Origin of the sequence: Pseudoclavibacter sp. RFBG4, from assembly GCF_002931515.1 — a bacterium.
GTDB lineage: Bacteria > Actinomycetota > Actinomycetes > Actinomycetales > Microbacteriaceae > Pseudoclavibacter.
Window position 1 is genome coordinate 1 of sequence record NZ_PSYC01000052.1, and the last position, 17502, is coordinate 17502.

10 protein-coding genes are annotated in these 17502 nt (G+C 67.3%); 1 reads left to right on the forward strand and 9 read right to left on the reverse strand.

Annotation, left to right across the window (positions count from 1 at the left end; genetic code table 11):
- Positions 1 to 99 precede the first annotated feature (99 nt).
- From C5E10_RS17310 to C5E10_RS17345, 8 genes are all read right to left on the reverse strand, one after another.
- Complete coding sequence (locus C5E10_RS17310) at positions 100 to 1146, reverse strand: NADPH:quinone oxidoreductase family protein (RefSeq protein ID WP_258071197.1); 1047 nt, start codon at positions 1144 to 1146, stop codon at positions 100 to 102.
- A 38-nt stretch (positions 1147 to 1184) separates the two neighbouring features.
- Positions 1185 to 1766, reverse strand: coding sequence for a GNAT family N-acetyltransferase (locus C5E10_RS17315; protein ID WP_104332700.1), 582 nt, complete (start codon positions 1764 to 1766; stop codon positions 1185 to 1187).
- A 247-nt stretch (positions 1767 to 2013) separates the two neighbouring features.
- Positions 2014 to 5664, reverse strand: coding sequence for a family 78 glycoside hydrolase catalytic domain (locus tag C5E10_RS17320; protein ID WP_146080327.1), 3651 nt, complete (start codon positions 5662 to 5664; stop codon positions 2014 to 2016).
- A 227-nt stretch (positions 5665 to 5891) separates the two neighbouring features.
- Positions 5892 to 6860: an aldo/keto reductase gene (locus C5E10_RS17325; protein WP_181062818.1), complete on the reverse strand. Its 969-nt coding sequence runs from the start codon at positions 6858 to 6860 to the stop codon at positions 5892 to 5894.
- A gap of 16 nt (positions 6861 to 6876) precedes the next feature.
- The gene (locus C5E10_RS17330) at positions 6877 to 9492 is read right to left on the reverse strand and encodes an alpha-L-rhamnosidase (RefSeq protein WP_258071199.1); all 2616 of its coding nucleotides are present in this window, start codon (positions 9490 to 9492) and stop codon (positions 6877 to 6879) included.
- The gene (locus C5E10_RS17335) at positions 9489 to 10352 is read right to left on the reverse strand and encodes a carbohydrate ABC transporter permease (protein ID WP_104332703.1); all 864 of its coding nucleotides are present in this window, start codon (positions 10350 to 10352) and stop codon (positions 9489 to 9491) included. Before C5E10_RS17335 ends, C5E10_RS17330 begins: the two co-directional genes overlap by 4 nt.
- Positions 10349 to 11239 (reverse strand): carbohydrate ABC transporter permease, encoded by an 891-nt coding sequence (locus tag C5E10_RS17340; RefSeq protein ID WP_104244605.1) that lies wholly within the window; start codon positions 11237 to 11239, stop codon positions 10349 to 10351. Before C5E10_RS17340 ends, C5E10_RS17335 begins: the two co-directional genes overlap by 4 nt.
- Positions 11240 to 11297: 58 nt before the next feature.
- The gene (locus C5E10_RS17345; RefSeq protein WP_104332704.1) at positions 11298 to 12596 is read right to left on the reverse strand and encodes an ABC transporter substrate-binding protein; all 1299 of its coding nucleotides are present in this window, start codon (positions 12594 to 12596) and stop codon (positions 11298 to 11300) included.
- 163 nt (positions 12597 to 12759) lie between these two features.
- Here C5E10_RS17345 and C5E10_RS17350 point away from each other — a divergent pair, with 163 nt between their 5' ends.
- Positions 12760 to 13758 (forward strand): LacI family DNA-binding transcriptional regulator, encoded by a 999-nt coding sequence (locus C5E10_RS17350; RefSeq protein ID WP_228503047.1) that lies wholly within the window; start codon positions 12760 to 12762, stop codon positions 13756 to 13758.
- Positions 13759 to 13901: 143 nt separating this feature from the next.
- On the opposite strand, the gene C5E10_RS17355 is transcribed toward C5E10_RS17350, so the two are convergent.
- Entirely contained in the window at positions 13902 to 17408 is a 3507-nt protein-coding gene (locus C5E10_RS17355) for a glycosyl hydrolase (RefSeq protein ID WP_104332706.1), read from the reverse strand.
- Positions 17409 to 17502: the final 94 nt, after the last annotated feature.

Genomic DNA, 17502 nt, shown 5'->3' on the forward strand with positions numbered 1-17502 from the left:
GGCGGTGGGGCCGGTCATCATCCGAGTCTGGCATCGGGCGAGGGGGTGAGTCGAGGGGCGCGTCGTCTCGTGAGCCCCCGCGCAGCTCGCGGCGTCCGCCTACTCCAGGCCGAGGTCGATCACGACCTTGCCGCGGGCGCGGCGCTCCTCGAGGCTCGCGACGGTCTCGGCTGCTTCGCGGAGGGGGACGACCGCGGTGATCGAGGCGCGCAGCTCGCCGCGCTCGACGGCGGGCGAGAGCCGTGCCCACTGCTCGGGGAGCGACACGAGGCACTCGGGCATGAGCCCCTCCCAAGCCGCGCCGACGACGGAGATGTTGCCAAGCAGCAGCCGGTTGGTCTTGACGGTCGGGATGCTGCCGCCGGTGAAGCCGAGCACGACGAGGCGCCCGCGCTTCGCGAGGCACCGCAGGGAGTCGGTGAAGCGGTCGCCGCCGACGGGGTCGAGGACGACGTCGACGCCGCGATGGTCGGTGAGCTGGCGGACCTCGGTGAGGAAGTCTGCGGCGAAGACCGTGTGGTCTGCGCCGACCGAGCGTGCGAGCGCAGCCTTCTCCTCGGTCGAGACGACGGCGATGACGGTGGCGCCGATGAGCTTCGCCTGCTGGATGAGCGCGACGCCGAGCCCGCCAGCGGCCCCCTGGATGAGGACGGTCTCCCCTGCCCGCACCTGCCCGCGGTCGCGGAGGGCGAAGTCGGCGCTCAGGAGGTTGATGGGCAGCGCCGCGGCATCCACGAAGCTGATCGAGTCGGGCAGCGGCAGCACCCGGTCGGCCGGTGCGACGACGTACTCGGCGAAGGCGCCATGGCTGGCGACGCCGAAGACCCGGTCGCCCTCTGCGAACCCGGAATCTTCGCCGGCCTCGGCGACAACTCCCGCGAACTCGCTACCGAGCACAAACGGAGTCGGGATGCGGTGCTGGTACTCGCTGCGCGACTGCAGCACGTCGGGGAACGCGACGCCAGCCGCCCGCACCTCGACGAGCACGTGACCGGGAGCTCGGTGCGGGACCGGTACCTCGCGGAGCTGCAAGCTCCGCGGGCCGCCATCCGTCGAGTTCACGACCGCTCGCATCCCAGTGGTTCGGTCGGGCACAGGGGCGCGTGGCGCGTCGTGCGTGGGCTGGTCTGGCAGAGCATCCGGCATGCGTTTCACGCTAGCCGCTGCTCCCCTGTGTTCGGCGATCATGGCTGCGCGGCCCGCCCACCCGTGGAAACCCAGGACCCGAGCGGTCGATCTGGGAGGTCCTCGAAGGTCTCCTCGGTTCCGGTGATCACGAATCCACGTGCTTGGTAGTTCGCCAGGGCCAGCGGGCCGTCGAGGGTGCAGGTGTGCACCCAGACCCGTGAGACGGGTGCGAGCTGGGCGTGCTCCGGCAGCGTCCACGCGGCGAGGACGCCGTGCTCGAGCAATCGTCCCCCGAGTCCGCGACCCTGGGCCGCCTCGGCGAGGCCGAAGTACCGGATCTCCACCTCGGTTCCCTTGTCGGACGGCTTCGGCTGAAGGTGGACGTACCCGAGCGGATTGCCGTCGCCGTAGAGGATCCAGAACTCGGTCCCTGGCTCCGCGAGCTCATCCACCCACTGGCGCCTCGTCCAGTCGAGCCGCTCCGTCCAGAACCATGGCCCGCCGACGAGTCCGTAGAGGAACCGTGCGTACTCCGGCGAGATCGAACCCGCACGGTCGAGGCGGACGTCGTCGGGAAACGCCCGAGGCTCGTCTCGGGGCTGCTCGAGCATCTCCAGGGTCGTGGTGGTGACCTTCATCGGGACTCCTTGCGCGGGGCGAGCTGGCTTGGTGCTCGGGTGAGCGCGAACACCTCGTGTCGCGGGCCACGCTATTGGCGTCGGGGGAGTTCGCCAAGTGCGCGGTCGAGAGCTGTGGCGAAGGCGCGGTCGCGCTCCAGGTCGCTCTTGGGTAGGCAGAGCAGTTGAAGGTGCAGAAAGAGCCCGGGCGGATGAACTGGTGAGTGCCAGCCCATCCGCCCGGGCGTTTTCCTGAGTCCCCTTGCGGCTACTCGCTCGTCACGCGTCCGCGGCGCTTCTTGATGAGGAACGCCGCCCCGGTGCCGGCGAGCACAGCCCCGAGGAGGGCGAGGAAGCCGGCGAGGCTGCCGTCGACGCCCGTCGTTGCGAGGTCGCCGTCCTGGCCGCCGGCGTCGGATCCGCCGTTGCCCGAACCGTTGCCGGACCCGTTGTCGCCGCCGTCACCGGCACCGTTCCCGGGGCTCGACGTCGGCGCGGTGGTCCCGGTGCCGTCCGTCGAGGTCGGCTGCGGCGTGGGCTCCGTCGTCGGCTCCGGGGCGACACCGACCGTGAAATCGAAGCTGCCGGAAGTGACTTCGAGCTGGGCAGTCCCGTTCTCGATGCCCACAAGCGTGACGCCCTCGGCGTCGGCCGCGGCGAGTCCGCCCTCAAGTACGGTCATGCTCTCGTCGGCAACTGGCACGTAGACCGTCGCGGACGAGTTCGCGGGAACCTCGACGTGGTACTCGAACGCGCCGTTCTCGGTCGTCCAGTCGGAGACGAGCGTGCCGTAGTTCGTGGTGAACGCGGCGTTCGACCACGTGACGCGGCCGTCGGCATCCGGCTGCGGCTTGAGCACGGAGTGCTGATAACCGGGGTTCGCCGGGTCCTGGTTGATGCCGGCGACCGTGTTGTAGATCCACTCGCTGACCGCGCCGTAGGCGTAGTGGTTGTACGAGTTCATGCTCACGTCGCCGAAGCCGTCCTCGAGCGTGTATGAGTTCCAGCGCTCCCAGTAGGTCGTGGCGCCCTGGTCGACCGTGTACAGCCAGCTCGGGTAGGCGTTGCTGAGCACGAGGTCGTAGGCGGCGTCGAGCTGGCCGCTGCCGGAGAGCGCCGGCAGGATGGCGGGGGTGCCGAGGAAGCCCGTCGTGAGCGCGGGCTCGCCGTTCTCGCCCGCGAGACTCAGCTGTGCGAGGCGCTCGGCGAGCCCAGCCTGGCTGCCATCCGGGTAGAGGCCGAAGTCGAGCACGATGGCGTAGGCGGCCTGCGTCTCGAGGTCGACGCCTTCGATCTGCGAGCCACCGCTCGGGAAGTAGGTGGCGACGAAGGTGTTCTTCCACTCCTGGTGCCAGCCGCGGAACTTCTGCGCGTCCTCGGTCTTGCCGAGGGCCTCTGCTGCCTCGGCCATGAGCGCGATCGTGTGCACCTTGTACGCCTGCATCACGAACTCGGTGTCGGTCTTCGCGAACGACAGCCAGTCGCCGAGCACGAACCCGCGCGGGCCCTCGTTGAGCGCCGTCGCGTAGGCACTCATCTGCTCGTAGTTGACCTCGAGGATCTCGGTGTCGCCGTACGCCCTCCACAGCTCGTAGGGCACGATGATGCTGGCGTCTGTCCACGGATCGGACGTGCCGTGCACGAACTCCCAGCCGGAGTGATAGGGCGCGAAGCGTGGGTACTGACCGTCCGCGAACTGCGCATCCGCGAGGTCGAGTTCCGTGTACTTCTGCAGGAAGTTGCGCACATCCGCGGTCATGGACGCGGTCGACGTGAACACCTGGATGTCGCCGAGCCAGCCCATCCGCTCGTCCCGCGCCGGAGTGTCGGTCGGGATCGAGTTGAAGTTGCCGCGCAGGCCGTTGATCGTGTTCTCGTGCAGGGCGTTGAGACCGTCGCTCGACGTCTCGAGGTCCATCGTCAGCTCGGTGGCTGAGCTCAGCACGTGCGCCGTGACGTCGCCTGTGCCGACAGAGTTCGCGTCGAATCCGTCGAAGCCGGAGACCTCGAGGTAGCGGAAGCCGTGCATGGTGAACGTCGGCTCGAACGAGCCGGAGCCCGAGTCGCCGATCGTGTAGAAGTCGTTGGCCTTCGCCGAGCGGAAGTTCTCGTTGTAGATCGTGCCCGCGGGGCCGTCGGCTGTTGCGCTGTTGTCGTTCAGCATCTCGCCGTAGTTGAGCTCGACGGTCGAACCGGCGGGCCCAGACACGTTGATCGCGACGTTGCCGACGATGTTCTTGCCGAAGTCGAAGACGAGGTTGCCGTTTGCATCGACCGTGCGGGAGACGGGCGAGAGCTCCTCGACCTTCTTGATCGCGGATGCGCTGTCGCCGACGACCTTGAGTCCTGCGGGCAGCGAGGTGGTTGCGGGTGTTGCCCAGCCTGATTCATCGAAGCCGCCCTGCGACCATCCGGCGACTGCTGGCTCGAGCCGAGCGTCGTAGTTCTCGCCGTCCATGAGGTTGCTGTCGGTGATGGGGCCCTCGCCGAAGTACGACCAATTGGGTCCCGTCGCGACCGACTCGGTGCTGCCGTCGGTGTACGTGATCTCGAGGTTCGCCATGAGCGCCGGTTGCGCTCCGTAGGGCTTCTGCAGCGCGCCGAAGGACCCCGAGTACCAGCCATCGCTGACCTGTGCGCCGATCGCGTTGTCGCCGGCCGCGATCTGATCGGTCACGTCGTAGGCGTTGTAGAGCGCTGTCTTGAAGAAGTCGGAGGTGCCAGGCGCGAGGTAGGAGTCACCGACCTTCTCGCCGTTGAGCTCGAATTCGTAGATGCCGAGGGCGCTCGCGTAGAGGTGGGCCGACTCGACTGTCTTCCCGCTGGTGGTGAACTCCTCGCGGAAGAGGCCATCTGACGCACTTGTGTCGGACTCCTGAGCGAGACTGTCCGCAACCGTGATCCAGCCGTCGGCGATCTTCGCACCGTCGGCTTCAGCGAAGGCGGATGCGCTGGGATCTGCGGTGAGCTTCGCTTGGGTCTCGTCGAGCTTCTCGGCCGCATCGGGCACCGTCAGGGAGACATCGGTGTACTTGGCGCTCGTCCCGTTGTCGTTGTACAGGCCGACAAGACCCGCTCGCACCATCTGCCGGTTGCCCGGCAGCTCGAACTCGGCGAGCACTGCACCGTCGAGGCTGATCTTCCACGTCGACCCGGAGGGGAAGACCCCTCCGCCTCCGACGAGGCTCGCCGTGAGCGTGTGCTCGGCGGCGGGGTCGAAGCCGTCGAGTGCGACGTCGACATTCACGGGGTCGAAGCCACGGGGGCTTTCCGGATTCTCGGCCGCGCCGTTGTCGCGGGTGAAGTCTCGGATGCCCTGTGCGTTGCCCTCGTGCAGCTTGAGCCGGTACTGACCGTCGACCTCAGCCACGTTGAGCAGGATGAAGTCGTCGTCGACCCCGTTGAACGTGAGGCCGGCGGACCCCTGCAGGATCTGGAATCTCGTCGAGACATCGAACGTCGTTGCGAGCGAGCGATCGTCAGCGAGCGAGGGCTCGGCGCCTGGCTGGGTGATCCACTGGGCGCCGTTCCAACCTGTGCTCCCGTCGGTCGCCTTGAGGCCGGTTCGGAAGGACGACGTGGCGGTGGGCAGCGTCTCCCCGCGCTCATCCGTCACCTGCACGGCCCAGAAGTAGCTGGTCTTCGGCGACAGCGCGGGGCCAGCGTAGGCAACCGCTGAGCTGGCGTTCGATTCGACGACGCCGGAATCCCAGACGTCACCCTCGCCGTTGGAGGCCTTCTCGGCCGAGGTCGCGACCACGAGGCGGTAGGCGGTCTGTGCGGCGCCGCGATGCGCCGCATCCATCTGCCAGCTGAAGCTCGGTGTGGAGTCGACCAGGACGGGGGACTCCTGGCGGTCGACTTGAAGAGCGACGGGAATGGTGTCGGTCGGAGCGGCGATGGCGAGCTGCGCGCTCACGAAGGATCCTGCGAGGAGGCAGGTGCCGAGCGTCAGGGCTGTCGCGGCCTTGAATGATCGGCCTCTGCTGTGGGGGGTCTTCGATATCAAGTGCGATCTTCCGTTCTCTTCGTTGAGGTGCTTCATCGGGAGTGGAGGCACGCGGATGGAGCGTTCGTCGGTGAACGCAGCGATGTGTTGAAACGCTTCAACATCCGGGTGACACGAAATTATCAGTCGCCATGCCGTTACACAACGGGCAATCTGCAAAGCGCGCGAACGGCCTCGAGGTGGGCCGCAGACACGCCCACCGAGGCGGCGCGGAAGCTGGATCGCAGCTGCTCGACGGTGCCAGCGCCAATGACCGGAGCGACTGGAAACGCCGAGGCGAGGAGAACGGCGACCGACAACTCGGTCGCGGGTATGCCGTAGAGAGGCGCGAGTTCGTCGAGCAGCAGTGCTGTCGCCCTGTTGTGGTTGTCGTGGAAAAGCCGAACCGTCGCGTCAGCTGGACCGCGCCTCCAGCGCGAGAAATACCCCTTCGACTGCGACGAGTAGGGGCTGGCGGGAAGGCCCGACTGCTCGTGGAAGCGATGCATCGTCCCGTCCATCGCCACCATCCCGGTCGGGAGTGCCGTCTCGAGTGGGCGCGCGAGTCCCCAGCTGGGCTGGTTGACCACGAATCCGGTCCACCCGCGAGCCGCCGCGACCACACGGCTCTCCTGAAGACGCGTGGTCGTCCAGTTCGAGGCGCCGTACCCACCGATGAGACCTGCTCGGGTGAACCCCTCCAGCGGCTCCAGGAGCTCTTCGACGGGTATCGCGGTGCTGTCCCGGTGCAGGTACACCAAAGGGATCGTCTCGAGCCCGAGGTTGTCGCGTGCCTCCTCGATGTCGAGGCGCAGTGACTCGGGGTCGAGGCGCGTCACCTCGGGGTCATCCAGTGAGGGGTGGCCGATCTTGGTCGTGGCGTTGACAACTGTGCGCATGCCCCTGGACGACAGCCATGCACCGAGCATGCGTTCGCTCGCACTCGGCGGGGCCGCATGCTCCCAATTGCCATACACGTGTGCCGTGTCGATGGTCCGCCCGCCCTCCTCGACGAAGGTATCGAGGAGGGCGAACGAAGCATCCCGGTTCTGCTTCGTGCCGAAACCGAGCGTCCCGAGCACGAGCTGCGCTCTGGGGTCGCGTGCGAGGGAGATCGTTCCGGACACGGTGAGCCCGCTCTCCCTATCGCACCCGCGTCTCGAGTGCGGGGGCCGCGACGCGGTGCTCGAACTTCGCGCCAGACACGAGCTCGAATCGCTCATCGGCCCCTGGGAGTCGTACCTGCCCCGTGACGCCGGTCGGAAGCTGCAGCTCGTAGCTGACCCCCTCGAGGGTTCGCGTCCACGAGCCAGTGATCCTCCCGTACCTGGAATCGAAGGCGATCGTCGCGCTCGTGAGGTCGCCGCCGGGCTGTGGCGCCCAGACGACCCGCCGATAGCCAGGCTGCGCGGGAGCCAGCCCCCCGATGGTGCGGTGCATCCAATCGGCCACGGAGCCCAGCGCGTAGTGGTTGAAGCTGGTCATCTCACCCGGGTTGATGCTGCCGTCGGGGAGCATCGAATCCCACCGTTCCCAGATCGTGGTGCCGCCCATGCGCACGGTGTAGAGCCAGGACGGGCACGAGTCCTCGAGGAGCAGTGCGTACGCATCGTCGAGGTGCCCGGTTGCGGTGAGGGCGTCGCTGATGACGGGCGTTCCGGCGAAACCCGTCGCGATGCGGTGGCCCGCCTCGCGCACGAGCTGGGCCAGCCGTGCACCGGCAACCTGCTTCTCCGAGGCCGAGAGGAGGTCGAAGCGTATGGCGAGTGCATATGCGGTCTGCGCGTCACTCGTGAGCAGGCCGCCATCCACGACGTACTCGCCGCGGAATGCGTCGCGCGCCTGGGACGCGATCGTCGCGTACCTGCTCGCTTCCGAGGTTCGGCCGAGGGTGATGGCGATGTCGGCGAGACGCCTCGTCGTGTATGCGAAGTACGCAGAGGCGACGAGGTACTTGTCGGTCTGCCCGTCTGCCGGGTCATGAGGCGGAGCAGCAGGGTCCAGCCAGTCTCCGAGCTGGTGTGCCGACTTCCAGAGTCGCGAGTCGCCCGACTGGAGGATCATCCGGTCGACCCAAGCTCGCCCGCTTTCGAACTGACGCGCGAGGATGCCACGGTCGCCGAATCGCTCGTGCAGCACCAGAGGAGTGAGCACAGAGGCGTCGCCCCACACAGCGCCGGTCTCGATTGGGGTCCAGGTGGGCCCGCCCGGGACGACGGGCACGAACCACGGCACGGTGCCGTCGGGCAGCTGCTCGAGGGCGAGGTCCGCGAGCCAGCTCTCCAGGAACCCGGCGCAGTCGTAGAGGAAGGACGCGGTGGGGGCGAAGACCTGGATGTCGCCCGTCCAGCCGAGCCGCTCGTCGCGCTGCGGGCAATCCATGGGGATCGACAGGAAGTTGCCGCGCATGCCCCAGACGACGTTCTCGTGCAGCCGGTTCAGGTCATCGGATGAGGTGGTGAGCGTTCCCGTGCGCTCCATGTCGTTGTGCAGCACGCGCGCGATCACACCTCCGACGGGCAGCTCCGCAAGGCCGGTGATGACGGCATAGCGGAAGCCATGGAAGGTGAACTTCGGCTCCCACAGGCGCGGGCCGCGGCCATCCAGGGTGATGATGTCGTGGGCGTCAGCGAGGCGGAGCGGGCGGACGCCCAGCTCGCCGTGCTCGAGCACCTCGGCGTGACGCAGCTCGATGCGGTGTCCGGCCGGCCCGTCGACTTCAACGCGGAGCCGACCGACGAGGTTCTGCCCGAAGTCGATGAGGTGGGAGTCCTCTGCGGTTCGGGTGACCGAGACAGGCTCGATCTCCTGCGTGCATCGCACCGGCGGGAGCGACGGCGCGACAAGAGTGGCGGCGTCGCGAGAGCGGACTTTGACGGGGGTCCATCCGTCATCGGAGGCACCGGGTGTGCTCCACCCGTCCTGTTCCTCGCGGGTGTCGTGCTTCTCGCCGTCATAGAGGCCGGTGCTGGTCATCGGGCTGAGCGCCGCTACCCAATCGGCGTCGGTCGCGACGACGTGGCGGGAGTCGTCGGTGTGCTCGATCTCGAGCTGAGCGATGAGGGACTGGTCGGTGCCGTAGAGGTCGTGGTAGCCGCCGTTGAAGCCGAGCCGGCCGCGGTACCAGCCGTCCCCGAGCCAGGCGCCGATGACGTTCGCGCCCTGCTGGACGTGCTGGGTGACGTCGAAGGTCCAGTAGATGAGGCGGTCGTCGTACTTCGTCCAGCCTGGAGACAGCTCGTGGTCGCCCACGCGCTGCCCGTTGATCTCCGCTTCGTAGAGACCGTGCGCGGTGACGTACAGGCGGGCGCTTCGGACGGGCTTCGCGAGGTGGAACTCGCGGCGGACGAGGGATGGCCTCCGGTCGGTCCCGGCCTCCTCCTCCCAGGCTGCGCCGACGGGCATTGCCTGCCAGTCGGCCTCCTCGAGGAGGCCGACCTCGACCGTTGTGGCGTCGCTCCAGGCGGACCACGTGCCGCCGCCGAGCACGCGGACACGGATGGCTGCTGACTCACGCGAGCGAAGCGGCTCGAACGGCCACGACACGAGAACCTGCTCGTGGCCTCGACCACCTGACCGGCTGAGCTGCCCGCCGCGATCCACTTCGAGCTCCCAGGCATCTTGTGTCCACCCGGGAGCGGCGCTGATCTTCCAGCTGAGTCGAGGGGTGGGGGTGCCGATGCCGATGCTCTCGCGGAGGTGCTCGATCGTGGGGGGAGTGACGTGCACGGTGTTCCTGTTCGGAGTGTTGATGCTCATCCCTTGACCGCTCCGGCCGTGAGGCCCTTCTGGATTCGCTGATTGAGGATGAGGTAGACGATCAGGAGTGCGAACACGTTGATGCTGACGGCCGCGAAGAGCGGACCGTACTGCGTCGTGCCGAAGTTCCCGTTGAAGTTGAGGAGGCCGAGCTGCAGCGTGCGGATGCTGCCGGAGTTCGCGAAGGTGAGCGCGATGAGCAGGTCGTTCCAGAAGAAGAAGAACTGCACGAGCCCGACGGTGAACAGGCCGTTCTTCATCATCGGCAGTCCGATGGAGAAGAACTGCCTGATGACGGATGCTCCGTCGATGGTCGCCGCTTCGAAGATCTCTCTGGGGATGGATTGGAAGTAGGTCGCCATCAGGAACACGGTCAGCGGGAGCCCGGTCGCTGTGTAGGTGATGATCAGCGTCCAGAGGGTGCCGGTGAGGCCGATCTGGAAGTAGGCGCTGAAGAGCGGGAGCAGGATCATCTGGGTCGGCACCATGATGCCGGCGAGGAAGATGAGCAGCACGTTGCTGCGCCCCTTCCACACCATGACCTCCAGCGCGAACGCCGCGGCCGTGCCGAGGAGGAGCATCAGGAAGAGCGAGGGCAGGACGGCGACTGCGCTGTTCAGGAACGTCTGGCCGAGGCCGGCCGTCTCCCACGCGACGCTGTAGTTGTCGAAGTTCCATTGCTCCGGCATCGCCCAGGTGGGTTCTTCGAGAAACTCGCGCTGCGTCTTGAAGGAGCCGAGGAGGAGCCAGAGCAGCGGGTAGCCGACGATGACGAGGAGGAAGGCGACGCCGATCCAGACCGGGATCCGGCCGAGCAGCCGGCGGACACGGGCCGGCGAGAAGCTGTTGGTCGTGGTCATGATGCGGCCTTCTGTCGGTTGCGGGCGGCCCCGCGGAAGACGACGAACGTGACGGCGAGGCACACCATCGTCAGGAGCATCGCGATCGTCGAGCCGTAGCCGTACTGGCCGTAGGTGAAGGACTGGTCGAACATCGCGATCGTCAGGGGGCTCGTGGTGCTGCCGGGCCCGCCGTTCGTGAGTGCGAGCACGCTGTCGAACACCTTGAGCGTTCCGTTGATCGAGAAGATCAGCGAGGAGATGAGGACGGGCAGCGAGAGCGGAAGCACGATGTGGCGGATGAGCTTCCACCCGCTGGCTCCGTCGAGTCTGGCGGATTCCATGACGTCTTCGGGGATGTCGATGAGCCCTGAGTAGAGAAGCACGCCGTAGAAGCCCATGGAGCGCCAGATGTCCATGATCGCGATCACGACGAAGGCGCTGCCGCCGTCGCCGAACCAGTCGAGCGGGACGCCACCGAATGAGGTGATGAAGGAGTTCACGACACCTTGCGTGGGGGCGACGGAGAAGAGCTGCTGGAAGAGCAAGGCCACGGCGACGGTCGGCATGACGACCGGGAAGAAGACGAGTGTCCGGATGAGGCCCGAGGCCCGCTTCAGCGCGAAGGCGTAGAGCAGTGCCAGGCCGTACCCGAAGAGCACCTGGCCTATGGTCACGACGACCGCGTACTTCAGAGTGAAGAGGAGGGCTGCGTGGACTTCGGAGTCGCCGAACAGTCGCACGAAGTTGTCGAAGCCCACGAAGGTGAAGCCGACGATCGCGTTCCCCTCGAAGAGGGTGTACCCGAGTGAGACGAGCACCGGCACGAGCATCACGACTGAGTAGACGAGGAGTGCGGGGCCGAGCAGGATGGCGATCGTGCGCTTGTCGCCGAGCACGTTTTTCATGTGTATCTCCGAATCCGGTGGAGGTGCGGGAGCGGACGCTCCCGCACCTCGCGGGGACTTAGCCCAGGTCGGCCTGGACTTGCGCCATGAAGTCCTCGGCGGTGATGCTGCCCGTCACGAGCTGGGCGGCATTGCGCTGACTCGTGGTTGTCGCTTCAGGGGAGAAGAGCGCCTCGAACCAGAGCACGGTGGTCTCTGTCTCAGCGATCTGGTCCTGGACCAGCTGTGTCAGCGGTGGCACGTCGGCGACCTCTTCGGAGAGCGCGAAGCCGGAGACGCGGTTCTCCTGTGCGAGCGCGGTGCTGCCGTAGTTCTCGACGATGCAGCTCAGCCATGCTTTGGAGTTCTCTCCCGTGGCGTTGGCGTTCATCGTGAGTGGGAGGCCCACGTTCGCGGCCAGCTGGGAGCGGTCGCCTGCGCCGCCTTCGACGCCGGGGAAGGGCATGAAGCCGACGTTCTCGACGCCGATCCGGTTCGCCTCTGGGTCGTTGAGGCCGCTGAGGAACCAGCTGCCCATGTAGAACATCGCGGCGCTGCCGTTGAGGAACTGGTTCTCGGACGTCGCCATGTCGATCGATCCGACGCCCTGACCGAAGTAGCCGGCGGCGCCGAGGTCGGCGATCGCCTGCGCGGCTTCGACGTACTCGGGGTCGGTGAGCTTGGCCTCGCCGTCGGCGACCTTCTGCATCGCGTCTGGGCCGAGGGTGCGGAACAGGTAGCTCGAGATCAGGCGCGTGATCGGCCACCCCTGCTCTCCACTCGCGGAGAACGGCTGAATGCCTGCAGCGTCGAGCGTCTCCGAGGCCGCGGTGAGCTCGTCCCACGTCTGTGGCTCGGCGATGCCCTGCTCATCGAAGATCGTCTTGTTGTACCAGATGCCCTCGACGTTGTACTCGAAGGGGAGCACGGCGAAGCTGCCGTAGAGGTTCTCGATCGTGGAGACGGCTGCCGGCTCGATCTTGTCGAGCTGTCCGGACTCCGTTAGCAGCGCTTCGAAGTCGGCGATGTTGCCCGACTCCGCGAGTGTCTGCGTCAGGGCAGGTGCGTTGCCTGCTGAGAACAGCACGGGGAGGTCCCCCTGTCCTGCCTTGAGCTGGAGCTGCTGGTCGAGGTTCGTCTGGGGGACGGTCTCGACGCTCAGTGGCTGCGCGCCGGCTTCGGTGGAGCAGGTGTCCCCGGCTAGGGTTTCGAGGACGGCTGGAACCTCGGTGTTCTCCACGTTGATGAAGACGGAGAACTCATCGTCACTGACGGATGCGCCACCTCCACCAGAGCAGGCCGTGAGCGCGAGTACAGAGACTCCCGCGAGAGCGGTCAGGGTCAAGCGCGTTGGCGCGACCCGAGGGGTTCGCTTCATGAATCCTCCTTGATTGGGCGAGTCGACCTCGCGTGCTTGAAGCGCTTCAAAGACAACCACGAACCTGCACGATTCGCAAGCGAACGGATAACTTTCCTGTCGTATAGAGTTCTGATCCATGTCACCGACGACCAATGAGACCAGGGATCGACCGCGGCCAGTGATGACTGACGTCGCGCGTCTCGCCGGGGTGTCATTGGGGACCGTCTCCAACGTGCTCAATACCCCGAACCTCGTCGCGGCAGGAACGCGCGAACGAGTCGAGCGCGCCATCGAGGAGCTTGGCTTCGTCCGGAATCGGACGGCGAGATCGCTCGCCATGGGACGGGCTGACACGGTCGGTTTCGTCATCGTCGATCTCGCGAACTCGCTGTTCCTCGACATCGCCAGAGGGGCGGAGGAGGCCTTCGACACGAAGCACAAGCGACTCCTTCTCGCCAACAGCGACGTCGACCTCGCCAAGCAGACAGGGCACATCGAGCTCTTCGAGGAGACACAGGTGGCCGGCATCCTGTTGGCTCCACTCGACGCTCCGCTCGACGCCGCGCAGCACGCGCGGGGCAGGGGCATGCCGGTCGTGCAGGTCAACTGGCCGGGAAGCGGCGACGCCTGCGGGGTCGTGGCCGACGAAGAGCTTGGTGGCTACCTGGCGGCGAAGCACGTCATCGCGCTCGGGCGTCGCAGGCTCGTCTTCGCGGGTGGCCCGTTCTCGCTCTCCGCGGTCGCGGCGCGTCGGCGAGGTGTGCTCCGGGCCTGCGAGGAGAGTCGAGGTGTCGAGATCGAGACCATCGAGACGCCACGCATCACCGTTCGTGGAGGCCATAGCCTCGGCGTGATGCTGGCCGAGCGCCCGCCACACGAGCGGCCGGATGCGCTCGTCTGCGCGTCCGATGCCCTGGCATTCGGGGCCATGCAACCGCTTCTGGCGGCAGGCGTCTCGGTGCCGGAGGATCTGGCAGTCGTCGGCTTCGATAACAACCGCATGTCGACCGACAGCCCAGTCCGCATCACGAGTGTCGGGCAGCCCGGCCTCGAGATGGGGAGGGTGGGCGCGGAGCTGCTCATGGAGGAGATCGCTCTCGGTGATCGGCACGAGCATCGCACGATCGTCCTGCCGCCCAGTCTGCACGAGCGCGCAAGCACGATCGGAGGCCGCGGCTGAGGGCTGCCGCGTCCGTCGACAGGCTTGCACTGCCTTCGAGGCGACCTCAATCGTCGTGCCTCTCGTGTCAACGGGATCGCCCGGAGGGTCGTCAGCTGGGGCTGTGACGACCGTCCGGGCGATCTCGTTCGGACCGAGAGCGGCTACTCGCTCGTCACGCGTCCGCGGCGCTTCTTGATGAGGAACGCCGCTCCGGTGCCAGCGAGCACAGCCCCGAGGAGGGCGAGGAAGCCGGCGAGGCTGCCGTCGACGCCCGTCGTGGCGAGGTCGCCGTCCTGGCCGCCGGCGTCGGAGCCGCCGTTCCCGGACCCGTTTCCGGACCCGTTCCCGCCGCCGTTGCCGGGGCTCGTGGTCGGCGCCGTGGTCCCGGTACCGTCCGTCGAGGTCGGCTGCGGCGTGGGATCAGTCGTGCCTGTCGGGCTCGGCTCCGCGATGCTCTCGACGGCGCTGCTCAGCGTGACCGGGCCGACGAGGCCGGCCGGAATGAGGCCGGACCCGCCGTGCACGCTGTTGTACGCCTGGTACTTCACGTTGGCGACCGGGTCGCTGTTGTACAGCTCCTTGAGGCCCTCGCGGCGGTTGCTCTGCACGGGCTGCACGTCGATCTCGATGACATTGGAGCCGTTCACGAGCGCCGGCGCGATGTCGACCTCGTACGGTGCGGCGTACAACTGCGTCACGAGCTCGTGCTCGGTGCCGGGGTTCACGCGAACCGTCGCCGCGTTGTTCACGGTGCCGAGGTTCAGCACCGCACCGCCCTCGAGGAGGTCGGCCGCATCCGGGATCTCGACCGTGGTTCGGTACGTTCCCGAGTCGGTGACGTACCGCAGCTCGTTGCCGAGGAAGCCGTCGGCGCTCCAGTCGCCGAGGACCTCGCCCGTGTACTCGGACGTGCTCGCCTCACCTGGGGCGTTCGTGCCGATGTTGTCGGCCGAGACCTCGAGTGAGAAGGCACCGAGCTGATGTCCGACACCGCGCTCGGTCGTGTCGATCGACGAGGGGGTCCCGTCGGAGACGGCGGAATCGGCGATGCCGGTGCCTGCTGGCTCGCAGAGCAGGACAACCGCTCCGCTCGCGTCGAGCGTCGCCGAGACGACGTTGCCGTCGACCTCCGCGTCGAAGATCTCGCCCGTCTCGGGGTCGAGCCACCAGCAGGAGTCGAGGCCGTCGGCGACCGTCAGGCTGACACCCGTTGCCGCCTCCGCGGAGGTGTTGCGCACGTACGCGAGCTCGCCTCCGGTCGGGAGTGTGCGGCGCCCGAAGCGGAGGTCCGCGTTCTCCTCGTAGGAGATGGGCGCGTCGACCGAGGCCGCGAGCGTCGCGGGGACGGCGGCTGCCTCGACGGCACCGCCCATGGCATCGGCGATCTCGCTCACCTGAGCATCCAGTGCCGCGTAGTCGCCGCCCGAATAGCCGGGCTGCGCGGCGGGAGCCGCATCGACGAAGACGATCGGTGCGCCGGCGTCCTTCAGCTTCTGCAGCGCCTGCATCGTCTCGAGGGGCACGGTGCCGCTCTCGACGAGCATGGCGTCGAAGGATGCGTTGCCGCCGTTCGCGACGAGGTGCGAGCCGTCCCAGCTCAGGCCCGTCTGGATGGTGTCGTCGTTGATGGCATCCCACGCCCAGCCGTTGGCCTGGGCCGTGGTGACGGACGCGAGCGGCGTGGAGCCGCCGCCGAATCCGCCGCCGCTCGCCAGCGCCCCGAAGAGCGGCATGTAGATCGCCACGTCGCTGCTGTTCGTACCCGACTGCATGACGTAGTTGGCGCGCGACGCGTAGTCGTTCATCGACGCGTAGTAGTCGGCGATGCCAGCCGTGTCGGCCATCTCGACGCCGATCGTGGGCCAGGCTCGCCAGCCTTCCTCGGCGAAGAGGTTGTCGTCGGACGTGAAGGCGGGGTCGTCGTTGCCGCTGTAGGTGGCGCTGAGCCCGTGGTAGAAGAAGTTGTTCACGCCGCTCGTGGCCATGAGGTCGTAGCCCTGCTTCATGAACTCCGGCGTGATCTGGAACGGCACCGAGCCCAGCGTGAAGACCTCCGAGGTGACGAGGTTCTTGCCGTAGAGGTGCGCTCCGGACGCGACGCGCTTCAGCTGGTATTCGTCGAGGCCCTCGGTCTCGGGGATGTCGACGTACTGCGACGACTTGAGGGTGTCGATGGGCGGGTTGTACGCCTGCTGGCGGTAGTCGATGCCGTACTCGCCGAGGGTGCTCGAGAAGGCCTCGAGGCCCTGGAGGAACGAGTCGTTGAGGAGCACGCCGTAGTCGTGCACGATGCGCTGCGACTCCTCTTCGCTGAGGTTGCTGGCGAGCAGCGGCACTCCGCTGCCGCCGCCGAAGCGGCTGACCTCCGGTGTCTGCAGTCCGAGAGCTGCGTACTCCGGCTTGACCGTCGGGGTTCCGTCGATGAGGAACGAGTCCTGGTAGATGGAGTAGAGGGAGGGGAGGTACGGCGTGATGTTGTAGCCGAGCAGCTCCTGCGACTCCGCCGCGGCCTGGATGAGGTCGTTGTAGTGGCGGTCGGTGTAGAACTCGTAGCTGTCGTTGAAGGCGGCGCGGATGTCGCGCGACTCGACGATGTCGTTCAGCGCGGCTTCGCCGAGCCAGCCGTTGACGAGCTTCGTGATCGCGACCGGGTTGAGGTGGTCGACGACGTAGTTGCGCTTGTCGGTCGTCGTGTTCTCGATGATCGAGTTGAAGCCGTACGCGCCCGTCGTGGCGCTGTAGAGCGCGACGATCTCGTAGTCGCCCGCCGCGAGGGTCGAGGTGTCGACGCCGAAGGTCGTCTGCCCGTCGCTCGGGTACGAGAGCTGCGCGGCATCGAGGTCGAGCACCGATTGCTGCTCGTAGGTCTTGACCGAGCTGAAGTCGGACGTGAGGGTCTGGTTGGCCGTCGTCAGGTCAGCGCCCTGGCCCGTGATCGGGGCGAGCATGACGGAGTTCAGGTGCGCGTTCTCCGGTTTCCACTCGCCGAAGTCGAAGCCGAACTTCTCCGAGGCGAAGAACGGGCTGACCTCTGCCTTGGGGATGCCGAGCGAGAGCTTGCCCGTGCCGGTCGGCACCGAGACGTCACCGGACACGAGGGTGAGCGCGCCGGCCGCATCCACCCGAACGGTGGCCCGGCCCAGCGCCATCGTGTTCTGGCTGTCCTCGAGGTCGATGGAGTCGTCGCTTGCGAGGTAGCCGCTGCCGATGTTGAGGTCGACGGTGATGCCGAGCTCGTTGGCGCGGGCGATGACCGCGTCGAGCTTCGCGAAGTACTCGGGTGACTCGTAGCCGAGCACGGCCTCCGTGTCGTAGCCGGGGGCGGCGTCGTAGATCGAGCCGCCGTTGCCGCCGTTGCCCGCGATGCCCTCCTCGGTCAGGAACCCCTTCGAGAAGGCCACGATCTCGACGGCGCCGAAGCCGTTCTCATGCAGGTAGTCGACCTGCGCGAGCAGGTCCTCCTGGCTGGCCGCGTTGCCGGGCCACCACCAGCGCACGCCTGGTCGGAAGTCGACGCCCGGCTCCGCGAACTCGGTGGGGTCGATGGCGCTGGTCGTGGTGGCGTGCTCGTCGCCGACGGCTGGGCCGGCCACGGCGAGCGTGCAGGCGACGGTGAGCGCTGCGCCGAGCGCAACGGCTCGTCGCCCTCGTCTTCGTGGATCGTTCATCTTGTGACCTCTCTGGCATCTTTGCCAACGACGGGGTGTGAACTGCCGCGCCAGCTCGTGGGGTCCGAGGGCGCGAGTGAGACCGGATTCGGGG